This is a genomic window from Candidatus Sulfotelmatobacter sp., from assembly GCA_036500765.1.
Lineage (GTDB): Bacteria > Acidobacteriota > Terriglobia > Terriglobales > Acidobacteriaceae > Sulfotelmatobacter.
This window is the reverse complement of the sequence record DASYBM010000009.1, coordinates 88,571-109,948: the sequence shown is the minus strand read 5'-3', so window position 1 is coordinate 109,948 and position 21,378 is coordinate 88,571. Positions and strand designations below refer to the sequence as shown.

20 protein-coding genes and 1 tRNA gene are annotated in these 21,378 nt (G+C 58.3%); 6 read left to right on the top strand and 15 right to left on the bottom strand.

From position 1 onward, the window contains the following. Window positions 1–23: 23 nt before the first annotated feature. The 3 genes from VGM18_12680 to VGM18_12670 form a co-directional block, all read right to left on the bottom strand. The gene (locus tag VGM18_12680; GenBank protein HEY3973853.1) at window positions 24–332 is read right to left on the bottom strand and encodes a hypothetical protein; all 309 of its coding nucleotides are present in this window, start codon (window positions 330–332) and stop codon (window positions 24–26) included. 25 nt (window positions 333–357) lie between these two features. Beyond that, the gene (locus tag VGM18_12675) at window positions 358–786 is read right to left on the bottom strand and encodes a MarR family transcriptional regulator (protein ID HEY3973852.1); all 429 of its coding nucleotides are present in this window, start codon (window positions 784–786) and stop codon (window positions 358–360) included. A 189-nt stretch (window positions 787–975) separates the two neighbouring features. Then, on the bottom strand, window positions 976–2,007 hold the full coding sequence (locus VGM18_12670; protein ID HEY3973851.1) for a VWA domain-containing protein: 1,032 nt from the start codon (window positions 2,005–2,007) through the stop codon (window positions 976–978). 287 nt (window positions 2,008–2,294) lie between these two features. On the opposite strand from VGM18_12670, the gene VGM18_12665 reads away from it, so the two are divergent. Next, window positions 2,295–3,008, top strand: a complete 714-nt coding sequence (locus tag VGM18_12665) for a lipid-binding SYLF domain-containing protein (protein ID HEY3973850.1) — start codon at window positions 2,295–2,297, stop codon at window positions 3,006–3,008. 100 nt (window positions 3,009–3,108) lie between these two features. Continuing rightward, window positions 3,109–3,690 (top strand): DNA-3-methyladenine glycosylase I, encoded by a 582-nt coding sequence (locus VGM18_12660; GenBank protein HEY3973849.1) that lies wholly within the window; start codon window positions 3,109–3,111, stop codon window positions 3,688–3,690. Here the strand turns inward: VGM18_12660 and VGM18_12655 are convergent. The 3 genes from VGM18_12655 to VGM18_12645 form a co-directional block, all read right to left on the bottom strand. Next, complete coding sequence (locus VGM18_12655; protein HEY3973848.1) at window positions 3,681–4,169, bottom strand: DUF4149 domain-containing protein; 489 nt, start codon at window positions 4,167–4,169, stop codon at window positions 3,681–3,683. The two genes, VGM18_12660 and VGM18_12655, sit on opposite strands and share 10 nt — an antisense overlap. Before the next feature lie 101 nt (window positions 4,170–4,270). After that, window positions 4,271–5,254, bottom strand: a complete 984-nt coding sequence (locus tag VGM18_12650; GenBank protein HEY3973847.1) for a MoxR family ATPase — start codon at window positions 5,252–5,254, stop codon at window positions 4,271–4,273. 217 nt (window positions 5,255–5,471) lie between these two features. Next, window positions 5,472–6,344, bottom strand: coding sequence for a zinc metalloprotease HtpX (locus tag VGM18_12645; GenBank protein ID HEY3973846.1), 873 nt, complete (start codon window positions 6,342–6,344; stop codon window positions 5,472–5,474). Window positions 6,345–6,703: 359 nt separating this feature from the next. Here VGM18_12645 and VGM18_12640 point away from each other — a divergent pair, with 359 nt between their 5' ends. Further along, window positions 6,704–7,147: a hypothetical protein gene (locus tag VGM18_12640; protein HEY3973845.1), complete on the top strand. Its 444-nt coding sequence runs from the start codon at window positions 6,704–6,706 to the stop codon at window positions 7,145–7,147. An 85-nt stretch (window positions 7,148–7,232) separates the two neighbouring features. Here VGM18_12640 and VGM18_12635 read toward each other — a convergent pair whose 3' ends face one another. From VGM18_12635 to VGM18_12615, 5 genes are all read right to left on the bottom strand, one after another. Further along, window positions 7,233–8,612 (bottom strand): carboxypeptidase regulatory-like domain-containing protein, encoded by a 1,380-nt coding sequence (locus VGM18_12635; protein HEY3973844.1) that lies wholly within the window; start codon window positions 8,610–8,612, stop codon window positions 7,233–7,235. A gap of 116 nt (window positions 8,613–8,728) precedes the next feature. Next, window positions 8,729–9,025, bottom strand: a complete 297-nt coding sequence (locus tag VGM18_12630) for a hypothetical protein (GenBank protein HEY3973843.1) — start codon at window positions 9,023–9,025, stop codon at window positions 8,729–8,731. Continuing rightward, window positions 9,022–9,501, bottom strand: coding sequence for a cytochrome c-type biogenesis protein CcmH (locus VGM18_12625; protein ID HEY3973842.1), 480 nt, complete (start codon window positions 9,499–9,501; stop codon window positions 9,022–9,024). The genes VGM18_12630 and VGM18_12625 overlap by 4 nt, the downstream gene beginning before the upstream one ends. A gap of 122 nt (window positions 9,502–9,623) precedes the next feature. Further along, window positions 9,624–11,681: a cytochrome c-type biogenesis CcmF C-terminal domain-containing protein gene (locus VGM18_12620; GenBank protein ID HEY3973841.1), complete on the bottom strand. Its 2,058-nt coding sequence runs from the start codon at window positions 11,679–11,681 to the stop codon at window positions 9,624–9,626. A gap of 139 nt (window positions 11,682–11,820) precedes the next feature. Further along, window positions 11,821–12,225 carry a DUF2934 domain-containing protein gene (locus VGM18_12615; GenBank protein HEY3973840.1) on the bottom strand — a complete coding sequence of 135 codons (405 nt, stop codon included), beginning with the start codon at window positions 12,223–12,225 and terminating at the stop codon, window positions 11,821–11,823. Between the two features lie 340 nt (window positions 12,226–12,565). Between VGM18_12615 and VGM18_12610 the strand changes: the two genes are divergently transcribed. Both VGM18_12610 and VGM18_12605 read left to right on the top strand, forming a co-directional pair. Beyond that, window positions 12,566–12,640, top strand: a tRNA-Glu gene (locus tag VGM18_12610). A 94-nt stretch (window positions 12,641–12,734) separates the two neighbouring features. Continuing rightward, entirely contained in the window at window positions 12,735–13,277 is a 543-nt protein-coding gene (locus VGM18_12605; protein ID HEY3973839.1) for a hypothetical protein, read from the top strand. Between the two features lie 205 nt (window positions 13,278–13,482). On the opposite strand, the gene VGM18_12600 is transcribed toward VGM18_12605, so the two are convergent. The 4 genes from VGM18_12600 to VGM18_12585 all read right to left on the bottom strand — a co-directional run bounded on the left by VGM18_12600 (window position 13,483) and on the right by VGM18_12585 (window position 19,346). Then, entirely contained in the window at window positions 13,483–14,517 is a 1,035-nt protein-coding gene (locus VGM18_12600; GenBank protein ID HEY3973838.1) for a beta-propeller fold lactonase family protein, read from the bottom strand. A 225-nt stretch (window positions 14,518–14,742) separates the two neighbouring features. Beyond that, window positions 14,743–16,020 (bottom strand): choice-of-anchor tandem repeat GloVer-containing protein, encoded by a 1,278-nt coding sequence (locus VGM18_12595; protein ID HEY3973837.1) that lies wholly within the window; start codon window positions 16,018–16,020, stop codon window positions 14,743–14,745. 249 nt (window positions 16,021–16,269) lie between these two features. Continuing rightward, window positions 16,270–17,544: a choice-of-anchor tandem repeat GloVer-containing protein gene (locus VGM18_12590; GenBank protein HEY3973836.1), complete on the bottom strand. Its 1,275-nt coding sequence runs from the start codon at window positions 17,542–17,544 to the stop codon at window positions 16,270–16,272. Between the two features lie 104 nt (window positions 17,545–17,648). Further along, window positions 17,649–19,346, bottom strand: a complete 1,698-nt coding sequence (locus VGM18_12585) for a hypothetical protein (protein ID HEY3973835.1) — start codon at window positions 19,344–19,346, stop codon at window positions 17,649–17,651. A 332-nt stretch (window positions 19,347–19,678) separates the two neighbouring features. Here VGM18_12585 and VGM18_12580 point away from each other — a divergent pair, with 332 nt between their 5' ends. Next, window positions 19,679–21,352 (top strand): PQQ-dependent sugar dehydrogenase, encoded by a 1,674-nt coding sequence (locus VGM18_12580; GenBank protein HEY3973834.1) that lies wholly within the window; start codon window positions 19,679–19,681, stop codon window positions 21,350–21,352. Window positions 21,353–21,378 lie beyond the last annotated feature (26 nt).

The window sequence follows — 21,378 nt, the reverse complement described above, 5'->3', positions numbered from 1 at the left end:
GCCCGTCTTGTTCTGTGGGACGCTTACTGCGATTGCTTCTTCCCAAACAGCACGCTCGATATCAAACTGATGACGGTGACACCCGCGAAGAAAACCGCGACTGCTAAGTTGTCTCCACTCGAAACTTGCCCGAGTCGGAACAAAATGTACCCGACGACCAGATTAAACAACGCCCATGCGACATTCACGGTTGGAGACGACAATCCTTTTCCGGGAGGCTTCGCGAACGGCGTAGGGAAGCGGTTTCCGGAAATGCCGTGCACCAAATGAGGCACAGCATTCGCCAGAAACATGCCGGCGAAGAAACAAGGAACATAGCCGTTCCAGCTCAATTTGCTTCTCCCCTTTCACCCACAGTTACTTCTCCGCCAGACGCCCAATGATCTCGCCCGCCTTGAACAGCGTCTCCTGCTCGTGATCGTCGAGTTGGGCGATAGCCTGCGCCAGCCAGGTTCGTTTCGCGTCGCGTGCGCGGCTCCTCACGGCGGCGCCCTTTGCCGTCAATTCGATGTTCACTTGCCGGCCGTCGGTTGGATGCGGCCTGCGCTCGACCAGTCCCATCTCCTCAAGAGCCGCGATGGTGGTACCCATCGATTGCGGCTTCATGCTCTCCGCCCGGGCCAATTCGGCAGTCGTGGCCGGTCCCTCTCGGGCGAGGCGCGCCATCACGGCAGATTCAGTCAAAGAAAGCTCATGCGCCCCGCTCGCCGCACGGACGCGGCGCACCAAGAGCCCAACGGCGCGAAGGAAATCGGTCACGGCGGAGTCCAGCGTCTTACGTGGCATCGTGATTCAAGGATACACGATGAACAGGCGATCTTGCAAGAATAACTGGCAAGATAAGCTGTTAATATCCGGCCTCCGGCTCTCGGCTTCCGTTCAAGGCCGAGACCATACGGAAAAAGAAGCAACGGAAAACTATTCTGTGGGTTCGAGGTCTGAGGTCTGAGGCCGCGCGAGAGCCGGAAGCCGGAGCTACTGCTGCGGCGCGAAGTATCCCTTGCGCGCCCGCACTTGCAGATCTTTTTTCAGCGAGGAGATTTCAATGGACCGGTAGCGCCCATCCGCATCGAAATTCGCCGGCTTGTAGGAGACGACATACTGGCTGCGCAGCTCATCTTCAATGGCCGCAAACGAGCGCGTGATGTCCTTCATCTTGAAGGGGAAAAATGCGCGTCCGCCGGTGGCTTCCGCCAGTTGCTCGAGAACTTTGTCGCCGCGCATAACCAATCCGCTGTCGTCAGTGGAGATCGCGTAGATAATCACTTCCGAGCGCTGTGCCATCTCGATGGCCTGCGCCTTCGAAATCTCGCTCTGATTATCCTCGCCGTCGCTCACAATCACGATGGCTTTGCGCACCGGACGATCCGAACGGTCCTTCAAGAATTTATCTTTGCACGCATGGTACACCGCGTCGTAAAGGGCGGTTCCGCCGCCGTCGTGCAACTTGTGCACGCCCGCCGAGAGCAATTGCACGTTATCGGTATAATCCTGCGCCATCTGGCTGTGACTGTTGAAGCCGACGATAAAAGCCTTATCGAACCCGGTTCGCAGGGTGTGCTCCAGAAAGCTGGTGGCGGCGGTCTGCTCGAAATCGAAACGGCTGTCGACCGATCCGCTAACGTCTACCAACAGGCCAAGATGCAAAGGCAGGTCGGTTTCCCGCCGAAAATTCAAAATCGCCTGTGGCGGCTGGTGGTCGTCGAGGATACTGAAATCGTTCTGGCCCAGGTCACGCACGAACTTGCCATGCTTGTCGGTTGCGATGAAGAGCACATTGACTTCGTTCACCCGGGCATGCAGCGTGATGAGCGATCCCTGTGGATCGTCGTCAGCGGCATTTTCCACTGCGCCATTTCCTGCGTAGGCGTTGGCGCTGGGCGCTCCCGAAACAAAGGCAGACTGCGCGCCCGACGCCGCAACCCACACAAAGGTTGCCAGAGAAAACGCGAGCAGCCGCATCATCAGGTTCGTGTACTTCATGCCGGAAGAATCCAAATTTTTCACTCTAAACCGCGTCTAGCGACACTCCCAAGCTATTGGATGCACGCCACATGCCGAATCGGGTCCACGCTGCAACCCGCTATCTGATTGACTCTAGGAGCGCGCCACAAAAGTGCCAAGTTACAAAAGGAGCACACGTTTGGTCATGGCGCAAGCCATGCCGATTCTTCCAGTTACGTGGTCTGGATCTCGCCTTTTCGATTCCCAGACCATTGCTCAATCGGATTCTTCGTTTAACATTGTCATACAAACTCAAATACTCTTCCTTAAAATCTGCTTGGAGGAATTCCATGAAGAGATTTATCGCGGGTCTGATCCTCGTGCTCATGTCGAGCGTTGCACTATTTGCCGTCGACGACGAGCACGAAGTCGATCGCGTGAAAGACGCGGGTGCTGTACTGAAAGAGATTCTGAATATTCCCGACGACATTCCTCAGGACCTGCTCGACAAGGCCGAGTGCGTCGTCATTCTTCCCTCGGTGAAGAAGGGCGCTTTAGGCATTGGAGGCAGCTACGGTCGCGGCGTCATGATCTGCCGCAGCGGCCAACACTACAAGGGCAAATGGGGCGCCCCGGCGTTATACGCCCTCGAAGGCGTCAGCATCGGGTTTCAACTGGGCGGTCAGGCCACCGACTTTGTGTTGCTCGTGATGAATCCCAAGGGCGCGGAGTCGCTGCTCTACAGCAAAGTAAAACTCGGAGCCGACGCCTCAGCCGCGGCTGGCCCGAAGGGCCGCACTGCTGAAGGCGCCACCGACATCGTCATGGATGCCGAAATTCTCTCCTATTCGCGCAACAAAGGCCTCTTCGCCGGCGTTTCCCTGGAGGGGTCCACCTTGCGCTCCGATGGCAGCGCCAATGAAAAACTCTATGGCAGGAAGCTGACGGCCAAAGAAATCATTCGTGAAGGTAAAGCGGGTATTCCTCCCGCTGCCCAGGGACTGGTTTCTCTCCTCGATCGCAAATCGCCGATCAACAAGTCGGACCCAAAGTCTCTGGAGTAAATCGAATTCGCAGTTCCCCTGTGAACTCTGTGCCCTGTGGCTAAGGATTGAAACCGCAGAGGGCACGATTCTGGCAAAGTACTCTTCAGCTTGATCGCCAATGGCAGAAAGTGCACGAATTCGCTGCGCCTGGGCCAACAACGACCTCGCCATTCGCTATCACGATGAAGAGTGGGGCATTCCGGTCCACGATGATCGGACGCTGTTCGAATTCCTGATTCTCGAAGGCGCGCAGGCCGGTTTGAGTTGGAACACAATCCTGAACAAGCGCGACAACTACCGCAAAGCTTTCGACGGATTCGACCCCGAGCGCGTCGCCCGTTACGACCGCCGAAAGATTGCGCGCCTGCTGCGTGATCCAGGCATCGTGCGCAATAAACTTAAAATTGCATCGGCGGTGGAAAATGCGAAAGCTTTCCTGCGCATTCAAAAAGAATTCGGCAGCTTCGATGTCTACATTTGGCGGTTCGTGGGCGGCAAACCGAAAGTTAGATCCCCGAAATCGCTCAAGCAGGTTCCGGCGAAAACACTGGAATCTGATGCCGTGAGCAAAGACCTGAAAAAGCGAGGCTTCAACTTCGTAGGATCGACCATCTGCTACGCCTTCATGCAAGCCGTGGGCATGGTGAACGACCACGTCGTGGGATGCTTCCGTTACAAGCAGGCTGGTTCTCAGGGTTGATGGAAGGCGTTCGCCGTTAAGTAAATCGCCACTAAGCCCAGCAGCAGCACCGCACTCTCCACGCGCGTCGACCATGCATGCAAAGAATCAAACTCCGCGCGCGCGGGATTGTCCAGCGGCACGGTCGCGAAATCGCTGACTTGGGCGCGCAGCGTATCCATGCGCGGAATAATCCAGAACTGCGAGAGCAACGTGAGTCCCAGCATGAGGCAGATGAGCACGTGACGAACGGCGAAAAAATGCGCAGTCCCGTCGGTGATGCGGCTATAAAACAGAGAACTGGCAAGAAATATTATTCCCGAAACGATGGCGATCCAGTGCAACTTGCCCAAAGATCGTCCGACAATGTTTCCAGCAAGATGCGTGTTAGGCAGAACACCCGGAGCAAACACCGTGGGTGCCAGCACAAACGCAAAGAAAATCAACCCGCCGATCCAGGCGACCAGCGACATCAGCATGAGAAAGCGAAGGAAGGACATGGCGGGAATTATAGACTCGTCACGCGACCACCAAGAGCTAACCACAGAGGACACTGAGAAACACAGAGGAAGAAGAACTGGCAACTGGGCACTGGCGACTGTTACATCGGCACTGCGACATTCTCGATAATCTCTTTCAGCACCTGATCCGACTGCTCGGATTTTTTCAGGGTCGAGGCGTAGAGGCCGCTGACGGCGACGCGGTGAGCGAAGACGGGGACGACCAGCGGCTTGATATCTTCGGGCGTGCAAAACGTACGGCCTTCGAGAAAGGCCATGGCTTGCGCGGCGCGGTAGAGAGCTTGCGATCCGCGGGGCGAAACGCCGAGCGAGAGAAATTCCGACTCGCGGGTGCGGCGCACGATCTCTAAAGCGTAGGTTACGAGCGAATCGTCGACGCGAACTTGTTTTACCGCCTGCTGCATGGCGAGCACATCCGCGCCGGTGAGAACGGGGCGCAGATCGTCGAGATGCGCGGCGCCAGCTTCAGAGCGCAGAATTTGGCGCTCGGCTTGCGCGTCGGGATATCCCATGCGTACGCGCATCAGGAAGCGATCCAGTTGCGACTCGGGCAGCGGATATGTTCCGTGATGCTCGACGGGATTCTGCGTGGCAATTACCAGGAATGGTTGCGGCAACTCGTAAGAGTGCGCGTCGACGGTGATCTGGGCCTCGTTCATGGCCTCGAGCAGCGCGGACTGCGTTTTGGGCGTGGTGCGGTTGATTTCGTCGGCCAGCAGAACATTCGTGAATACCGGCCCGCGCTTGAATTCGAATTCCTGTTGCAGTGCCGAGTAGACCGAAATCCCCAGAACGTCGGAGGGCAGCATGTCGCTGGTGAACTGCACGCGCTGAAACTTGCAGTCGATGGCGCGGGCGAGGGCTTGTCCGAGCGTCGTTTTGCCAACTCCGGGAACGCCTTCGATCAGCAGGTGTCCGCGGGCGAAAATGCTGACCAGCGCGAGGCGGACGACGTCGTCCTTGCCGCGAATCACGCGCAGGAGAGCTTTTTCGAGATCTTTAGCTTTGTCAGCGGCCTTGTCGGCGGCTTGGGGAGAAACGGCGATAGCGGTCTCAGGCGACATTGTCTGGATTCTACTATTTGCGGCTGTGGACGGCAGAGTTACGTACGTCACAGAGCTTCTAGCTCCTAGCTGTTAGCTTCTAGCCAACCAGATCATGCTGGCCCGCAAGTTCTCGCGCGGGCAAACGAAGAACGCTTGCTTTGCCTAAGCTTGCAAACTCGACCCGTGGGATTGATGTCATTTTTCGTTGGGCAGTAGCTAGCAGCTAGAAGCTCCTTCACTGCACAAACTCCGCCGGTCGTCCCGTCAACCGCTCAATTCTTTTCGCGACTGGAGGATGGGTCGAGAACAGGTTCGCGAAGGCTCCGGCACTCACTCCCAGGAACGGCTGAATGATGAAGAGGTGCGCGGTCGAGGGACTGGCCTGCATGGGCATGCGGCGCGCGTAGGCATCGATTTTTTGCAGGGCGCTGGCCAGGGCGTAGGGATTGCCGGTGAAGTGTGCGCCGGTCGCGTCGGCTTCGTATTCGCGGGAGCGTGAAACGGCCATTTGAATCATCGCTGCGGCGATGGGGGCGACGATCAGCATGAAGAGGGCGGTCAGGCCTCCGCCGCCGCGGCGGTCGCGGTCACCGCCTCCGTAGCCGCCGAAGAGCATGGCCCAGCGTCCCATGCTTGCGAGCATGGTGATAGCGCCGGCGATGGTTGCGGCGACCGAACTGATCAGGATATCGCGGTTGTTGACGTGGCCGAGTTCATGGGCGAGTACGCCTTCGAGTTCTTCGTCATTCAGTAGACCCAAAATCCCGTGCGTGACGGCGACGGACGCGTGTTGCGGATTTCGGCCAGTGGCGAAGGCGTTGGGCGAGTCCGTGGGGATGACGTACATTTTCGGCATCGGAATGCCGATTTTCTGCGTGAGGCGCTCGACGGCGGCGTAGGCGCGCGGCAGTTGCTCGCGCGTGACGGGCTGGGCGTGATACATCGTCAGCGCGATCTTATCGGAGTAGAAGTACGAGACGAAGTTCATGACGGCGGCGAAGGCCAGCGCCAGGAACATCCCGTTCTCGCCGCCGAAGTAGCGACCGAAGAACATCAGCAGCAGCGTCATCGCGGTCAGCAGGAACGCGGTTTTAAACATGTTTCCCATAATTTTGTCGAACTGAACTAGTTCATTTGATGTTACGCGACCTCGCGGGATGCATGGTGCCGGCAGCGAGAGCCAGCCGAGCTTTGCTCGGCCGGGACGGACGAATGCGTCCGTCCCCACAATTTTTTGGCTATTTTCTTTGGAGGTCCCCCCCTCCCCCCCTCATCGATCTCTTAGAATCATAGATTTGGACGGAATTTGCGAGCCGATCTATGGGGCTCAATGAGTTGCGGGCAAAATATTACGGAGTAAGGAGTTAGCTGGGTTTGGCGGGTGGGGCTCACTGTGGGCCTGCACTTTTTTTCTGGACGGCCTCTATACGCTGTATGATGCAGGGCGGTAAAACCTGCGGAGGCACCGTGGACGCTATTCTGATTAGCTGGAGGCCAGACCCAAAAGAGGTCGAGGATGTTTTGGAGCATTTGGCAGATGGGCATGAATATTACTGGAGGGTCAAGTTCAGGTTTGCGAAGAAAAATGATTTCAAATTCCCGATGCTCGGATACGTCCACATGGCGGGGAGGAACGTCGAGCACCTGCTGAGTATTTGCGACATCATTCCGTTTTCGACCTCGCATTACGAGTTATCAGACCCTGTCATACCCGAGTCTTGGATTAAGGAGTGGAATGACAAGCCCAACGAACGCGTTGCGTGGAAAACCCAACTAGTCGTAACGAAGATCGAGCCAATCCGGTACAACACCTTGTCATTTCAAAAGTGCGACGGCACACCGGTTAAGCAGCCACCAATGAACTTCATTCGTGTTCTTGAGCCAAGCGGACCGATGGCCCTCAGCCGCTAAAGCCTATTCCCTGGTGGGCGGCTGAGTGGCACGACTGGAAGTTGTGCCCTTCCGGTTCGTGCCGGACCAGCATTTTGAATGGTCGCTACGCTTTTTGCGCTTCGCGTTTCAGGGCGCGCTGGAGGGTTTGGTCGAGGGCTGCTTTCGCCTGTAGGTATTCTTCCCGCGTGATTTTCCCTTGTGTGTGTTCGACTTCGAGCTGGAAGAGTTCTTCTTTCAGGGCTTCGAGGAGCATGGACGGAGATGCGCCGCGGGCGGATGCCGGTTGCGGGCGAGCGCTGACGGCGCGGGACTCGTGCGCGACGGCAACTTCCGCCAGTTCATAATCATCTTCGCTTTCCAGCGCTGGGAAACCTTTGCCTTTGGCGCGGGCGTCGCGGTTGGCGGCTTGCTGGCGGGAGGCTACGTAGACTCCGCCGACGACCAGCGCCAGGGCTAATCCGCCGAGGATGTACCACTGATATTTCTGCGTGGGCGGGGGGGCGTCGATGGGCGGGCCGAGGCCGCCGCCGGGACGGCTTTCCGGTTGCGCGGCTGAAGCTTGTCCTTGTCCCTGTCCCTGGCTGGGTTGCTGCTCCCCTTCTTCTGCCTGGGATGCCAGCATGCCTTCTCCGCTGAGCTTGAAGGCCATGGGCTGGCCGAGTGCCAGATTGGAGGCTACTTCCACATTGGCATCGGGCTGGCCGGGATAAGGCGCGACCGTAAAGTTGGTGCCGGGCGCGGCGGCAAATTGCATGGCCTTGGGAGCGATGGCGACGAAATGCTCCAACGGATAAACGCTTTTCGCGTCGATGTTAATGCTGCCGGTGTAGGGGACGCTGTAGACGACGCTGAAACGAGTCTCGCCGGGACGAAGCGGGAAGAGGAATGCATAGCGATTCTTGGCATTCGCCCCTTCCGGAACAGGAGCGGAATTTACGGGCTGGCCTCCGGCGGTCATGGCCTGGCCTTCGTTGATGGTGGCGCCGTCGGGGACGTAGAACTCCAGGTTGTGCTCGTTCATCTGGGTGCGCGGCGGTTTGGAGTTGTTCAAGACGGCGAAAGTGCGCTCGACCTGGAGCTGGCCCTGAGTGGCCTGGAAGCGCATGATGTCGGCGACGACGGAGATGCCTTCGACTTTCTTGCCGACGTCGTAGACGGCGACTTCGACCGACGTTGTTCCCGGAGGGACCATGCGGTGGTAGGTGACTTCCTGGTGGATCACGCGGATCAGGTGCGGGCCTTGCGAGTCGAGCTTGAAGGAGAAATTGCCCTTGGCGTCGGATTTGGTGCGTCCGGCTTCTTCCATGCCTTGGCCGAGGCTGAGCAGGATAACCTCGTCGCCGGCGGCGGGGCGGCCGGTGGTGGAGTTCTTTACCGTGCCGGTCAGGGATTGGGCGGAGGCGAGGGTGGAGAGGAGCAGCAGGGCGATCGCGACTTGTAGAGAGAACGCCTTGCGGGGCCTGTTTATCGCGCATGCGGGCACGGGGTCCCCTTCGACAAGCTCAGGGCAGGCTTTCGACTGCGCAGGAACTGCGCTTCGCGCACTTCCTGCTCCGCTCAGGATGACAAGTCTTAATACGGTCAAATGATTTGCTTCTTTCATGATCTCGCTTTTCTGGGCCCATCCGCTTTGGTTTCCAGGCGGGCGATTTCGGCCAGGAGCGTGGCGGCTTCGTCTTGCAGGGAAGACTTTAGGGATTGATAGTCGGACTCGGGCATTTTACCGGCTTTGAATTCGAAGTTCAGGTCGCGGAGATTTTCGTAGACCACATCTTTGCGCTCACGCAGATACGATGCGCGGGTTTTAACACGGCCGACGGAAAACGTCCCGGGGAAAAAAATGTAGAAGAGCGCGGCGAGGGTGGCTAGCAGACAGCAGGCGAGTTCGAAGCTCATAGGTCGGTCTCCTTGCGGGCCTGGTCGCGGAATTGTTCGAGTTCGGCGCCGCGGACTGGGCGCAGGCCGTCGGCGATAGCGGGCGTGGGACGATTCTTCCAGGCGCGAATCACCATCACAACGAGCGTGAGTCCGAGTGCCAGAGCGACGAAGGGAACGATCCAGGCGGTGCGATCGAAGCCGGTTTTCGTGGGAGCCGCGAGAACGGTGGGGCCATACTTCTGCACGAAGGATTGTTCGACCAGGCTGTCGCTGTCGCCGCGGCTGACGGCGGCCATCAGTTCGTTGCGCATGCCGTCGGAGTCGGGGCAGCCGACGTGATTGCATTCGAGCAGAATCTGATTGCAACTGCAGATGCACATCATCTGATGGCCGAGTTCTTTGAAGCGCGTCGCGGGATCGCCCGCGCCGGTAAGGGCGAAGACGGCGAGAGAGAGCAAGCCGCAGGTCAGGATTTGTTTTGGTCGCGTCAACATAATTGTTTCAGTGCCCCGAGTTTCGACCTCGGTCGTGCACGCCCGAGCCAACGAAAAATCAAGAACAAATGCAAAGTCAAAAACCGGACGGACGAATGCGTCCGTCCCCACAATTTGAACCCTCAATCTCCAGTCACGGCAGGGACGGCTTGTTCCATCCGGCGCGCGGGAACTGCGATGCGGACGGGTGCCGGGGCGTTGGGGATCAGGGCCAGGGCGGTGCCGCCGAGGATGATGATTACGCCCAGCCAGATCCACATGACCAGCGGGTTGAGGTGCGCTCGGATGATGGGCAGTCCTTTTTCGTTCTGTCCTTCGTAGACGAGGTAGAGATCTTCTTTCAGGCTGGAGCGGATATCCGGCTTGGTCGACGCCTGCTGACTTGCCTTGTAGAACTCGCGCACCGGATTCATGGTGTCGATCTTTTTGTCGCCCTGGTAGACATCGATGACGGCCCATTCGCTGGCCATGTTGGGGCCGTCGTCCTGGGTGTAGGAGCGGCAGACCAGCGTGTAGCTGCCGATGGTCATCTTGTCGCCGTAGTCCATTCCTTTTTCTGATTCTTTGTCCTGATTGAAGGCGGCGCCGGCGAGACCGATGATGACGACGACCACGCCGAAGTGGACGAGGTATCCGCCGTAGCGGCGCGTGTTGCGATGAGTGAGTTGGACCAGGGAGGCGAACATACCCTGGCCGGTATGGCCTGAGATGACTTTGCCGCCGCGGTAGAACTCGCTTGCGATAGTGAGCGTGACCAGCACGCAGAGGCCGATGGCCATTAGGGAATAGAAGTAGGAAATGTCCTGCCAGGGACGCAGGCCGAAGGGTCCTCCCCAGCTTGGGGGCGTGATCATCAAGAAGGCCATGACTGCGGCGGCGCCAAGCGTGGGCCAGGCGAAATTCCTCCTCAGGCTTTCGAAGGAAGTTTTACGCCATGCGAGCAAGGGGCCAACGGCAGTCAGGATCAACAGCAATAGCGCGACAGGAATCGCGACGCGGTTATAGAACGGTGCGCCGACCGTGACTTTGTTGCCTTGTACCAGTTCGGAGATTTTCGGGAACCACGTTCCCCAAGCCACGGTGAAGCAGAGCAGCACGAAGAGCAGGTTGTTGAAGAGGAAGCTCGATTCGCGGGAGATGAGCGATTCAAGTTTGTGCTCGCTCTTCAGGTGGTCTTTGTTCTTAATGAAGAAGAAAAGAAAAGCGGCGAAGCTGATGCCCAGGAACCAGGCGAACCAGGTTCCGATTGCCGACTGCGCGAAAGCGTGAACCGAGGCGATCATCCCGCTGCGGGTGAGGAACGTTCCCCAAATCGCGAGCCAGAATGTAAAGAAGACCAGCCACATGTTCCAGACTTTCAGCATGCCGCGTTTTTCCTGCATCATGACCGAGTGCAGGAAAGCGGTGCCGACCAGCCAGGGCATAAGCGAGGCGTTTTCGACGGGGTCCCATCCCCAGTAGCCGCCCCAGCCGAGGACGGCATAGGCCCAATGTGCGCCGAGGAAAATGCCGCAGGTGAGGAATCCCCAGGTGACCATGGTCCAGCGCCGGGTGATGTGAATCCACTTCTCGCCGGGATATTTCATGATGAGCGCGCCCAGGGCGAAGGCGAAGGGCACGGTGAATCCGACGTAGCCGAGATAGAGCATGGGCGGATGAATGACCATCTCGGGATATTGCAGAAGAGGATTCAATCCGCTGCCGTCGGCGCGCAGTGGGCCCTCAAGCAGGCCAAAGGGGTTGGCAGCGAAATTTACGAGTGACAGAAAGAAAATTTGCACGCCGGCGAGAACGACGGAGGCGTAGGCGAAGAGGCGGGGATCGGTCTTGTAGCGCAGACGGAGGACGAATCCGTAGCCTGCGAGCAGCAGTGACCAGAAGAGCAATGAGCCTTCCTGCCCCGACCATAGAGTCGCGAATTTGTACCGGCCGGGGAGGTCGCGGTTACTGTGATGAAAGATGTAGGCGATGGTGAAATCGTTGCGGAAGGCGGCGACGACGAGGGCGACGGCGGCGAGAAAAACTCCTCCGAAGACGACGACGCCGGCGCGGCGGGCGGTTTCACCGAGGCGCTCCCATAGCGGATCGCCAGGGAAAAAGAGCGCAAGGAGGCCTACGCCGAACGAATAGATGCTCAGTGCCAATGCGAGAAGCAAGGCAAAACTGCCGATCTGCGCCATGTGGGAGAACCCCAAAGTATTTTTTCAGAAAGACGCGGCGGAGGCAACCAGAGACGTTCGTAAAGTTTGATGCGCGTAAACGTTTCCGCCGGAGTGTGGCGGCCGGGTTCGGCCGCCAGGCAATGTCTCCGGCAGGGCGCTAGGCGCTTTGCTGATGGTAGCGCTGACGGATCTCGTGCTCCGCCGTCAGCCAATCTTCGGCTTCGTGGCCGGGTTCGAACCCGCGGCGCTCGGCTAACAGATAGGCGAAGCGGCGAATCTCTTCCTCCAGATTGATGGGAACAAGATTGGCGCGACCGTCGGTCTTGGCGATGTCAGTCTTAACAATCTCAGGTTTGCCGATGCTGGGTTTGCGGGCAGCGCTTTTCATTTCCGTCTTTGCGGTTTCAGCTGGGGTTGTAGTCGAGGCAGCCACGGTCCCGCTGTTGCTGGCGACATTCACGTCAACGCTGCCATTGGTCTTGGCGTCTAACGCGGGAGAGGGTGTATTGGGTACGGTTTCTTTCACTTCGTTGGTTTTCTTGGGAAATTTTGATTTTGCCATGATGGGATACTCCTTGCATCCTCCTAAATTTAGGAATGATTGGATTGGTTGATGGATGAAGAACATACACTTCGCCCTGCAAGTTCATTGCTGCTGGATTCCAGTTGGCGGAGTTGCATCTAAGTATAACGCGGCGGACCTGTGGAAGAGAGCAGGGAGCAACAAAAAAATGTGATGTAGAGGAGCGGAGTTGCAGAGTGGGCGGGAGCGATTCCGAATCAAATCTCGGACTTTAGGGAGGTATGGTTTGTTTACGCGGCGCGGCAGTTTAGCCTTAGAGCCTTCGGCTGAAGCGAGGCTTTGTTATAATTTGGGTTCGCTTTGGTTGCAGCGGCCGCGTGGCGCTGTCATCTAACGGTTAGGATACCGCCCTCTCAAGGCGGGTATACGGGTTCGATTCCCGTCAGCGCTACCAGAGCTTCGCCCTTCTCTCCGCGCCTGTTCTTGGCGCCAGGTATTCTCCAGTTGTTGACGGAATTCGAACGGAAACGGGGTATAATCGGCGCGTTATGAAGGCAGGTTTACTGGGTGTCTCGCTGTTGGTTTTGAGCGGATCGCTCCTGGCGCAGCGGGCGGGCGGATTTCACGGCGGCGCGGTTGGGCTGAACCCGGGACATGGCGGGCGCGGAGTTTCTGCGAGAGGATTCCATCGGCGCAACGGGGCTGGTTCAGCTTTTCTTCCTTACTATGACATGGTCGGGAATGAGTCGGACGCGGAGGCCGTGCCGGATGCGTCGCAACCGATCATGATGCAGCGGGTGGCCGCACCCCCCACTCCGAATGCGCAAGTGATTGAGGTTCCGGCGGTTGCCATTTCGAATGCGCCCAAGGTTCTGCCGCCGGCTGCGATTTTTGTTTTGACCAGTGGAGAGCGCCTGGAGAGCCGCAGGTTTGTGCTGACCGCCAGCGTCCTGTCGGTGAGTATTGACCGTGAACCTCGCAACGTGCCGATGGAGTCGGTTGACATCAGTGCGACCGTCGCCGCGAATCACGCGCGCGGGATTGAGTTGCGGATTCCGGATGACGGGAACGAAGTTTCGTTAGGATTTTGAGAAAGCGCCTGTGCCAGCCCTACGGGATTCGTTCCCTCCTCCTATCCACCCGGGCTTTCTAATGACGCTCCTACGCGGCCGGATGTCGCCGCGAACTTTCTACCTTCCGCTGATGCGCGCGAGATCCCTCACTACGCCTGAAGTACGGCTCCGTTTGATTGGATAACGACGTTGGATGACGCCGATGTAAAGAAGCAACCCGCTTTCAGTCGGGCAGGACTACCACGCCCCAGGGGCCGTCGCCGACTTTTATTTTTTTCGTCACGGTCTGGGCGGCGAGATTTACGACCGAAACGTCGTTCGAGGGGCCGTTGGCGCTGAACAATGTCTTTGCATCTGGAGAGAGCGCGATGCCCCATGGGCGTTCTCCGATTTCGAACGACGCGGTGACTTTATTTGTGGCGGTGTCGATGACGAATAGTTTGTGGCCGCGGCCGGTGCTGACGTAGAGCGTGGCCCCGTCGGGTGAGAGCAGTACCGACATGGGCTTGATGACGCCGGGCTTGGCGCCGGGATCGAGCGCGATGGTTTGGATCATTTCGTGCTTGGCGGTATCGACTACCGTGACAGTGCCGTCATTTTCGGCATTGATATAAGCGCGGGAGCTGTCGGGAAGAAACGCTACGGAGCGGGGACGGCGGCCAACTTTGAAGGTCTTGATGAGGGTGCCTGTGGCGACGTCGAAGGCGGAGATGGTTCCGGTGTCCTCGGAAGTGACGTAGACGAACTTGCCGTTGGGGCTGACCTTTACGCCTTCGGGTTCTTCTCCGACGGGAACCGACTTGGTGACTTTGCCGGTGGCGATGTCGATGAAACTGGCTTTGGCGTCGTCCTCGTTGGAGACGATGATGGTGTGGCCGTCTTTGGTGAGGTCGAAATTTTCCGGGTCGGAGCCGGATTGAATGGTGCGAATGAGCTTGTTCTGCTGCACGTCGAAGACGCCGATGCCGTCGGCGGTTTTATCGGGCGGCGGAAGTCTGCTTTCGTCGATGCCGGGGCCGGCGATGGGCGATCCGCTGAGCGCGATGTAGAGGAAACGATGGTCGGGGCTGGGGTGAATGCCGCGCGGACGTTTGCCCAGAGGAATGGTCGCGATGACCTGAAGAGTGGAAGAATCGATCACGCTCAGATCGCCGGAGCGTTCATTGGTGGCGTAGATGCGGAAGTGGTCGGATTTTTGGGCCAGGCTGGCGATAGGGAACAAGAGAGCGAAGAAGATTGCGAGGATTGATTTCTGCATAGGTTATTTGAACATACTTTGGGAGCGCGCACGCAACGGGGTGTGGGCACGTCGTGGAAGCATAATTCGGGTCAGGGCATCGCTTTAGCGGTGCCGTTACGGGTGCGATGGGGAACGGCTTTAGCCGCTGACCGGACGACACAGCGGCTAAAGCCGTTCCAATCCTGTGTGCTTTTGCGGCATGCCTGAAGGCATGCCCTGATACGGATCGCTTTAAGGCATATTTTACGGGTTCACGATCTGCCAGATGGTGCCGCAGAATAAATCGCAACCGGTGACGCCGCCGTTGAGGGCGGTGCCGTAGAGCGTTCCGGTGTTGGGATCGCGGGTAACGGTGCCGGTGGGATAGCCGCCGAACGTTGGGTAGGTGAACGGGAAGAGCGTGGATTCGGTCCAAGCGCCGCCTTTCACGGTTGGAGGCAACAATTGGAAGACGGATCCGTCGCCGGTAGTCTTTCCATTTTGACTGCTGGTGGTGCCGAAGAGCGCGCCGTTGCTGGGGTTCCAGATGAGTCCGCCAACGGGATTGCTGCCGCTCTGTTTGTTGAAGATATAAAGAACGGTTTCGGTCCAGGCCGCTCTTGCGGGGGTAAGTTCATACGCGACGCCGGCGTCTTGTCCGGACCCACCCCCGTTGGTGATGCCATAGAGGTTCCCGCTGCTGTCCCAGAGCAGGCTGCCGCTCGGGTTAGTTCCTGACTTTGTACCGGCCTTGAAAGAGAACAGAAGAGACTCGGTCGCCAACTGGCCATTGCTGGCGGGAACGAACTTGTAGACGGTTCCAGCGTTGAAGACGCCGCCAAAATTGGTAACTCCGTAGAGCGCTCCGGCAGAGTCGAGAAGGATCGGTCCGTTGGGAGTGCTGGCGTCTTCGAGATCGCCGAAGGAATAGAGCACGCTTTCGGTGTACGTTCCGCCAGCCGCAGGAGCAAGTTGGTAGATCACGCCACTATCCCAGGTGCCGCCGCGAATGGTGACGCCATAGAGAATTCCCTGCGAAGTCGTGGTCAGCGCCGCAGCGGCGGGAAGATGGCCATCGCCATCATTGGTGGTGAAGGCATACAAAGGCTGCTCGGTCCACGCGCCGCCGGTTTTGGTGGGAGGAATGAGTTTGTAGACTACACCGCAGGCGCAAACTGGGTCGCCGCCGGAATACGTGGTCCCGTAGAAGGCTCCCGTGCTGTCGGTGATGAGATCGGAAATCGGGACGTATCCGCCGCTGCCATAAGGGATGAAGCTATAGAGGGTAGTTAGAGTCCAGGCGCCGCCGGAAATCGCCGGCGGCGACATTTCAAACACAGTTCCCACGCCATAGGTCCCACCGCCGCGCGTAGTGCCGTAAAGATTGCCCTTCGCATCTTCGATCAAAGACCCCTGGGGCCAGAAGCTGGTGGTCTCGGTGAAAGTGTGAATCGTGCTTTCGGTCTGCGCGTGCGCGCACGGGGTGAACGCAACCGCGGTCAGCAGGAGGGCGATCGTAAAGGCAGACATGCGAACGGACATAATGGATTCTCCTAGGTCGAAACCGACCGATCGGCTCATGTTCTTGGGGGGGCATGCCGAAGGGGGCGGCAAAGAGAGGGAGACTGGAGGAGTGAAACTCGCCGGGCGTTATCAGGGGGTACGCGAGCTATAGCTCGCTGCTTCCCGATTTTTCAGAAGGGCAGGCAACTGCGAAAAAGCTAAACGATCGCAGCTGCCAGCCCCTCATTCTTGGTTTGGATAATTGCCTCTATCGAACGCCAATTCAAGCTACGGATTGGTGATCTGCCAGATCGTGCCGCAGTACAAATCGCAGCCTACAACGCCGCCATTCATGGCGGAGCCGTAGAGATATCCAGTCTTAGTATCGAGGGCAACGACGCCGGTCGGATAGCCGCCGCTGACGGCGTAGGTGAACTCGAATTCCGTGGTTTCGGTCCAGGCGCCGCCTTTGACCGTGGGAGGCACCAACTTGAACACGGAGCCGTCGCCGGAGTTTAACCCATTTAGGCTGCTGGTTGTTCCATAGAGATTGTTGTTCTTGTGGTTCCAGGCGAGACCAGCCACAGGATTCACTCCGCTGCTCTTCACGAACGTGTAGAGAATGGTCTCGTTCCAGGTTGGATTGCCGGGCGCGAGCGAGTAAACGACTCCGTAGTCGTTCGCGGAGCCTCCGGTATTGGTCACGCCATACAGGTTCCCACCGGCATCGAAAATGACATTCCCGATCGGATCGGTGCCCGTGCTTTCGGTGCCACCGAAAGAGTACAGGAGCGACTCGACGGCCACATGAGAGAGAGAGGCAGGAACGTATTTGAATACGGCGCCTTGGTTGAATGCGCCGCCGAAAGAGGCCACGCCATAGAGATATCCTTTGGCGTCGACAGCGATGGGACCATTGGGAGTGTTGGCGTCGCCGACCTCACCGAAAGAATACAGAACGGTTTCGGTATAGGTCGTACCATTCTTGGTCGTAAGTTGGTAGAGAGTACCGCTGTCGTAGGTGCCGCCGCGAATGGTGGTGCCGTAGAGGGATCCGTTGGTCTGGAGCGACAACGCGAAAGCTGCGGGAAAATGGCCGTCGCCAACCTCTTTGAAGGAGTAAATCGCTGTCTCGGTCCAAGCGCCGCCCGATACGGTAGGCGCGATCAGTTTGAAGACGCCGCCGCAATTGCAACTGGGGTCACCGCCGGAATAGAAGACCCCGTAAAAATTTCCCTTCTGGTCGCGAACCAGATCTGAGATCGGCATATAACCGCCGCTGCCGTAGGGTTGAAAGCTGTAAAGAGTGGTAAGGGTCCAGGAGCCGCCGGAGACCGTCGGAGGAGAGAACTCAAACACAGTTCCGACGCCGTAGGCTCCCCCGCCGCGGGTGGTGCCGTAGAAATTTCCCGACGCATCCTCGAGCAGCGCGCCCTGCGGCCAAAAGCTGGTGGTCTCGGTGAAAGTGTAAAGCAAGCTCTCGGTGGCCGCATTGGCCAGCGCGGTGAGTGCAAGGGTCGCGACGATCAGCGCGGTCCCCAGGAAAGTTTTGCGAAAGCGCATACTCGTCTCCTTCAACAATGGCGGCGTACTGCCGGAAGTACAGCGGTTCAAGGACGTGCCTTTTTATAGGCCCGCACGAACTGAAGGGCTATCTTGCTCGGGTTTTATCTTTGCCCGCCGCAAGGACACAAGCCATAGACGTCGAGTTCGGTCTGAGTAGCCGCGTAAACCTTACCGTTGGCAATCATCGGAACCTGGAACTTGACCGAAGGACCCGCGGTATCGCGCCCGCCAGCGGCCTGACCGGAGGTATACAACTCCGTCAAAGTCGTGGCGTCAAAGGCGTGGAGAAGCGCGGGCAGGAATCCGGGCAAATGATCCGGGTCTTCGACCCGTTCCAGAGCCCAGACGATGCCGTTAGTGGTTCCGTTTGCCGAGATGGCGGGCGAGACTCCATTCGAGAAGACGTAGCTGCTGGCCAGGACGCCGTTCGTGCTCACGCCCGCAGAAGACACGGTATAGGCGCGAATGGGATCGCCATCGGCGCCGTTGAAGACCCACTGCGTAGTGCCATTCGTCCAGTATGCGGGAGACTGCTCGCCGCCGCCGCTGGAAAGGCTCATCTGGGAAATCTGGCCGCCAGTGTGCCCGAGGTTGTCACGGTTGAGAACATATCCGGCGAAATTGCCGGGCTCGCATACCGAGTCTTGTTTGCCGGTGGTAAAGATCATGTTCGGAACGGCGCCGCTCTGCGGAGGCAGAAGCAGCGGGCCAAACGAACCGTAGTCCTTGCCATGGGCGTATCGGCAGGCTTGATCGCTGGTCGTGAAATAGTCGGCGATGGTCCACGAGTAACCGCTACTGGATGAGGAATTCGCGGTCAGCACGAGCTTGACCAGACTGTCGCCCCAATTGACGGATCCGTCCCAATAACCGTCACCGGTAACGGCATAAACGTTTCCATTCGTATCCGCCACAACCCCGCCGCCAGCACCCCAAACGCCGGAGTGTCCTTCACCCGGAATGCCGGGAACTTTTGAGGCGGTATGGGATTTCTCATTGTCGGAAAAGAACGCAGCCAACAGCTTCAGGCTGTTGGGATCAAAGGCCATAACCCAGCCGGAATCTCCGGCGAAGCCAATGACGAGAATTCCATTCGGGAAGCCAGTCTGGGGAACCAGCAATAGACCGGGGCGGCTTTGTTGGTGGTGCGGTCCGAAAGTGGCGGTGCTTCCGAGCAAGGAGCAACCTGTATTTCCAGTCTGAGAGCAAATTGTGGCCGGGCTGCCGGATTTCTCCGCGCCGCTGGTGATGTCCAGAGCGTGCAGGCGGACGACCCAGTTGGTGGTGGTGCCCGTTGTTTCCTGTGTGCGCACGACGGCGTAGATGGTGTTGGTGGCCAGGTTGATTACCGGCGTCGAAGTGATCCCGACGACCGGGAACAACTGGCAGATGCCGGAGCCTTGCGAACAGGGCACTGGGGTCACGCCCGCCGCAGGATTCAGGAAATTCACATGCCAAAGCGGGTTGGGATTCAACGCGGCGCTGTCGGCGTCAAAGGCATAGATGCTGTCATATTCTGTGGCCACAAAGACGACGTTATGCACGCCGCCCTGGGCCATCGTGAGATTCGACACGTAGAGCGGCTCAGCGTAGACCTGGCCATCCACGGGATAGCTGAAGATTTTGCCGAAGGTGCCGGGATTCACATTGGTCGGCGTCAGAATCGTTTCCTGGAGATTTTGAGCGGTGTGCTGGTTATCATTTTGACGAGTCAAAACGTTCACCGAACCCGTCGGCGCTTTCTGAGCGAACGTGAACGTGGACAGCAGAATCAGGGCAAGGGTCAGCGTACGGCGCATCGGAACCTCCAAACGATTTTGCGATTCCCGGGGGGAGAAGAACCTTGGGATATTGCCGCCTGTCAGAGTGATCGACAGGGAAGCCAGCATATCATTGGATGGCATTCCGGCAATATGAAAAGATTGCGAGAGTATGGCCCGTTGGTGCTACAGTGTGGCACTATCGGGCCATTTCGCGCGGCGCAAAACTATGGGCGCTCGTTTTGAGTATGCAAGGAATTGCAAAGTCGGCACGAGAATCGGGTTCCTGTATGCAGGAAGTTGCAAGGTCGCCTCGCATCCTTTACCCAAACCCGCTAATCTAAAAGGAAACCCAAACCGTGAGGATACTTATGCGTCTGAGGTCAGGCAGTATCGTCTCGCTGGTAGTATTGTCTTTTTTCCCCTTTGCAATAGCGCAGTCCGGCAGTCCTTTCCACGATGCGCCCGCCTCGGCGAAGGCCCAAAAAAATCCTTATGAATCGCAGCAGGCGGCGGCCGATGCGGGCAAGACGATTTATACCCGGAACTGTCTCGCTTGCCATGGAAAAGCGGGAAAGGGCACGGGCAACGTGCCCTCGCTGGTCGATGGCAAACTGAAGGGCGTGACGGCCGGCGAGTTGTTCTGGTTCATCACCAAGGGAGACAAAGATAACGGCATGCCGTCGTGGGCGTTTCTGCCCGAGCAATCGCGCTGGCAGGTGGTGACGTATGTGGAGTCGTTGGCGTCGGGCAAAACAGCGCCAGCGGGGAACGCCGTGCCAGCGGGCAGCGCGGCTCCTGCGGCCGAGGCAAACGCGGCACCGCTGAAAGATCCGGCGCCGCACCCGCCATTCACCGATTTCCGCTACGAGAAGCCGGGAGTGACGCGCAAGATCACGGTGAAAGATCTTCCGCAGCCTTATGCGTCGAAGTCGTCCAGCAACGGGCCCGAATTGGTGGCGCGTCCGGATAACGCGTGGCCTGTGGCGCCTGCGGGATTCAAGGTGGAACTGTTCGCAACCGGCCTCGAAAATCCGCGATGGCTGCGGACCGCGCCGAACGGCGACGTTTTTCTGGCGGAGAGCGATGCGGGCCGCATTCGAGTTTTCCGCGGGATCACCGGCGACGGGAAGCCGGAACAAATGCAGGTTTTTGCGACAGGTTTGAAGAAGCCGTATGGAATCGCATTTTATCCGCCGGGACCGGACCCGCAGTGGATTTATGTGGGCAATACGAATGAAGTGATTCGCTTTCCCTATCACAATGGCGATTTGAAAGCGAACGGCGAGTCGCAGCATGTTGCCGATTTGCCGGACGGCGGGGGACATTGGACTCGCGCCATCGATTTTTCTCCGGATGGCAAGAGACTGTTTGTGGCAGTGGGCTCGGGGTCGAACGTAGACGATCCCGACACGCATCCGGGCGAGAAAGATCGCGCCGACATTCTGGTATGCGATCCCGCGAATTGCCAGTTGAAGGTATATGCCTATGGGATTCGCAATGCCGGGGGCGGAATTGCGATCAATCCGCAGACGGGCGAGTTGTGGTGTTCGGTTAACGAACGCGACGCGCTTGGCGATAACCTGGTGCCCGACTACATCACGCATGTGGAAGAGGGCGGATTCTATGGCTGGCCCTGGTGGTACATCGGTGGGCATCAGGATCCGCGGCACCCGGGGAAGCATCCGGAGTTGAAAGATAAGGCGATTGTTCCCGACGTGCTGTTGCAGCCGCATAACGCGTCACTGGAATTGACCTTCTATGAGGCCGACAAATTCCCAGCGGAATATAAGGGGGACATTTTTGCGTCGGAGCATGGATCGTGGAACAAGGCGGTGCGCGTCGGTTATGAAGTGATTCGCGTGCCGCTCCACGGGACGGGACACGCCACCGGCGAGTACCAGGACTTTCTGACAGGATTCGTGCTGCCGGACGGGCAGGTGTGGGGGCGGCCAGTTGGAATCACGGTAGCGCCGGATGGATCGCTGCTGGTAAGCGACGATGGGTCGAACTCGATCTGGAGAGTCAGCTACACGGGAAAGTGAGACGACGCGGGGCTCAGGTTTCCTTA

Bases quoted from the DNA above. Each gene is read 5' to 3' on its own strand.
- VGM18_12675 (HEY3973852.1), bottom strand. From the start codon at position 786: ATGCCACGTAAGACGCTGGACTCCGCCGTGACCGATTTCCTTCGCGCC.
- VGM18_12665 (HEY3973850.1), top strand. From the start codon at position 2,295: ATGAAGAGATTTATCGCGGGTCTGATCCTCGTGCTCATGTCGAGCGTT.
- VGM18_12660 (HEY3973849.1), top strand. From the start codon at position 3,109: ATGGCAGAAAGTGCACGAATTCGCTGCGCCTGGGCCAACAACGACCTC.
- VGM18_12655 (HEY3973848.1), bottom strand. From the start codon at position 4,169: ATGTCCTTCCTTCGCTTTCTCATGCTGATGTCGCTGGTCGCCTGGATC.
- VGM18_12650 (HEY3973847.1), bottom strand. From the start codon at position 5,254: ATGTCGCCTGAGACCGCTATCGCCGTTTCTCCCCAAGCCGCCGACAAG.
- VGM18_12645 (HEY3973846.1), bottom strand. From the start codon at position 6,344: ATGGGAAACATGTTTAAAACCGCGTTCCTGCTGACCGCGATGACGCTG.
- VGM18_12630 (HEY3973843.1), bottom strand. From the start codon at position 9,025: ATGAGCTTCGAACTCGCCTGCTGTCTGCTAGCCACCCTCGCCGCGCTC.
- VGM18_12625 (HEY3973842.1), bottom strand. From the start codon at position 9,501: ATGTTGACGCGACCAAAACAAATCCTGACCTGCGGCTTGCTCTCTCTC.
- VGM18_12620 (HEY3973841.1), bottom strand. From the start codon at position 11,681: ATGGCGCAGATCGGCAGTTTTGCCTTGCTTCTCGCATTGGCACTGAGC.
- VGM18_12615 (HEY3973840.1), bottom strand. From the start codon at position 12,225: ATGGCAAAATCAAAATTTCCCAAGAAAACCAACGAAGTGAAAGAAACC.
- VGM18_12605 (HEY3973839.1), top strand. From the start codon at position 12,735: ATGAAGGCAGGTTTACTGGGTGTCTCGCTGTTGGTTTTGAGCGGATCG.
- VGM18_12600 (HEY3973838.1), bottom strand. From the start codon at position 14,517: ATGCAGAAATCAATCCTCGCAATCTTCTTCGCTCTCTTGTTCCCTATC.
- VGM18_12595 (HEY3973837.1), bottom strand. From the start codon at position 16,020: ATGTCCGTTCGCATGTCTGCCTTTACGATCGCCCTCCTGCTGACCGCG.
- VGM18_12590 (HEY3973836.1), bottom strand. From the start codon at position 17,544: ATGCGCTTTCGCAAAACTTTCCTGGGGACCGCGCTGATCGTCGCGACC.
- VGM18_12585 (HEY3973835.1), bottom strand. From the start codon at position 19,346: ATGCGCCGTACGCTGACCCTTGCCCTGATTCTGCTGTCCACGTTCACG.
- VGM18_12580 (HEY3973834.1), top strand. From the start codon at position 19,679: ATGCGTCTGAGGTCAGGCAGTATCGTCTCGCTGGTAGTATTGTCTTTT.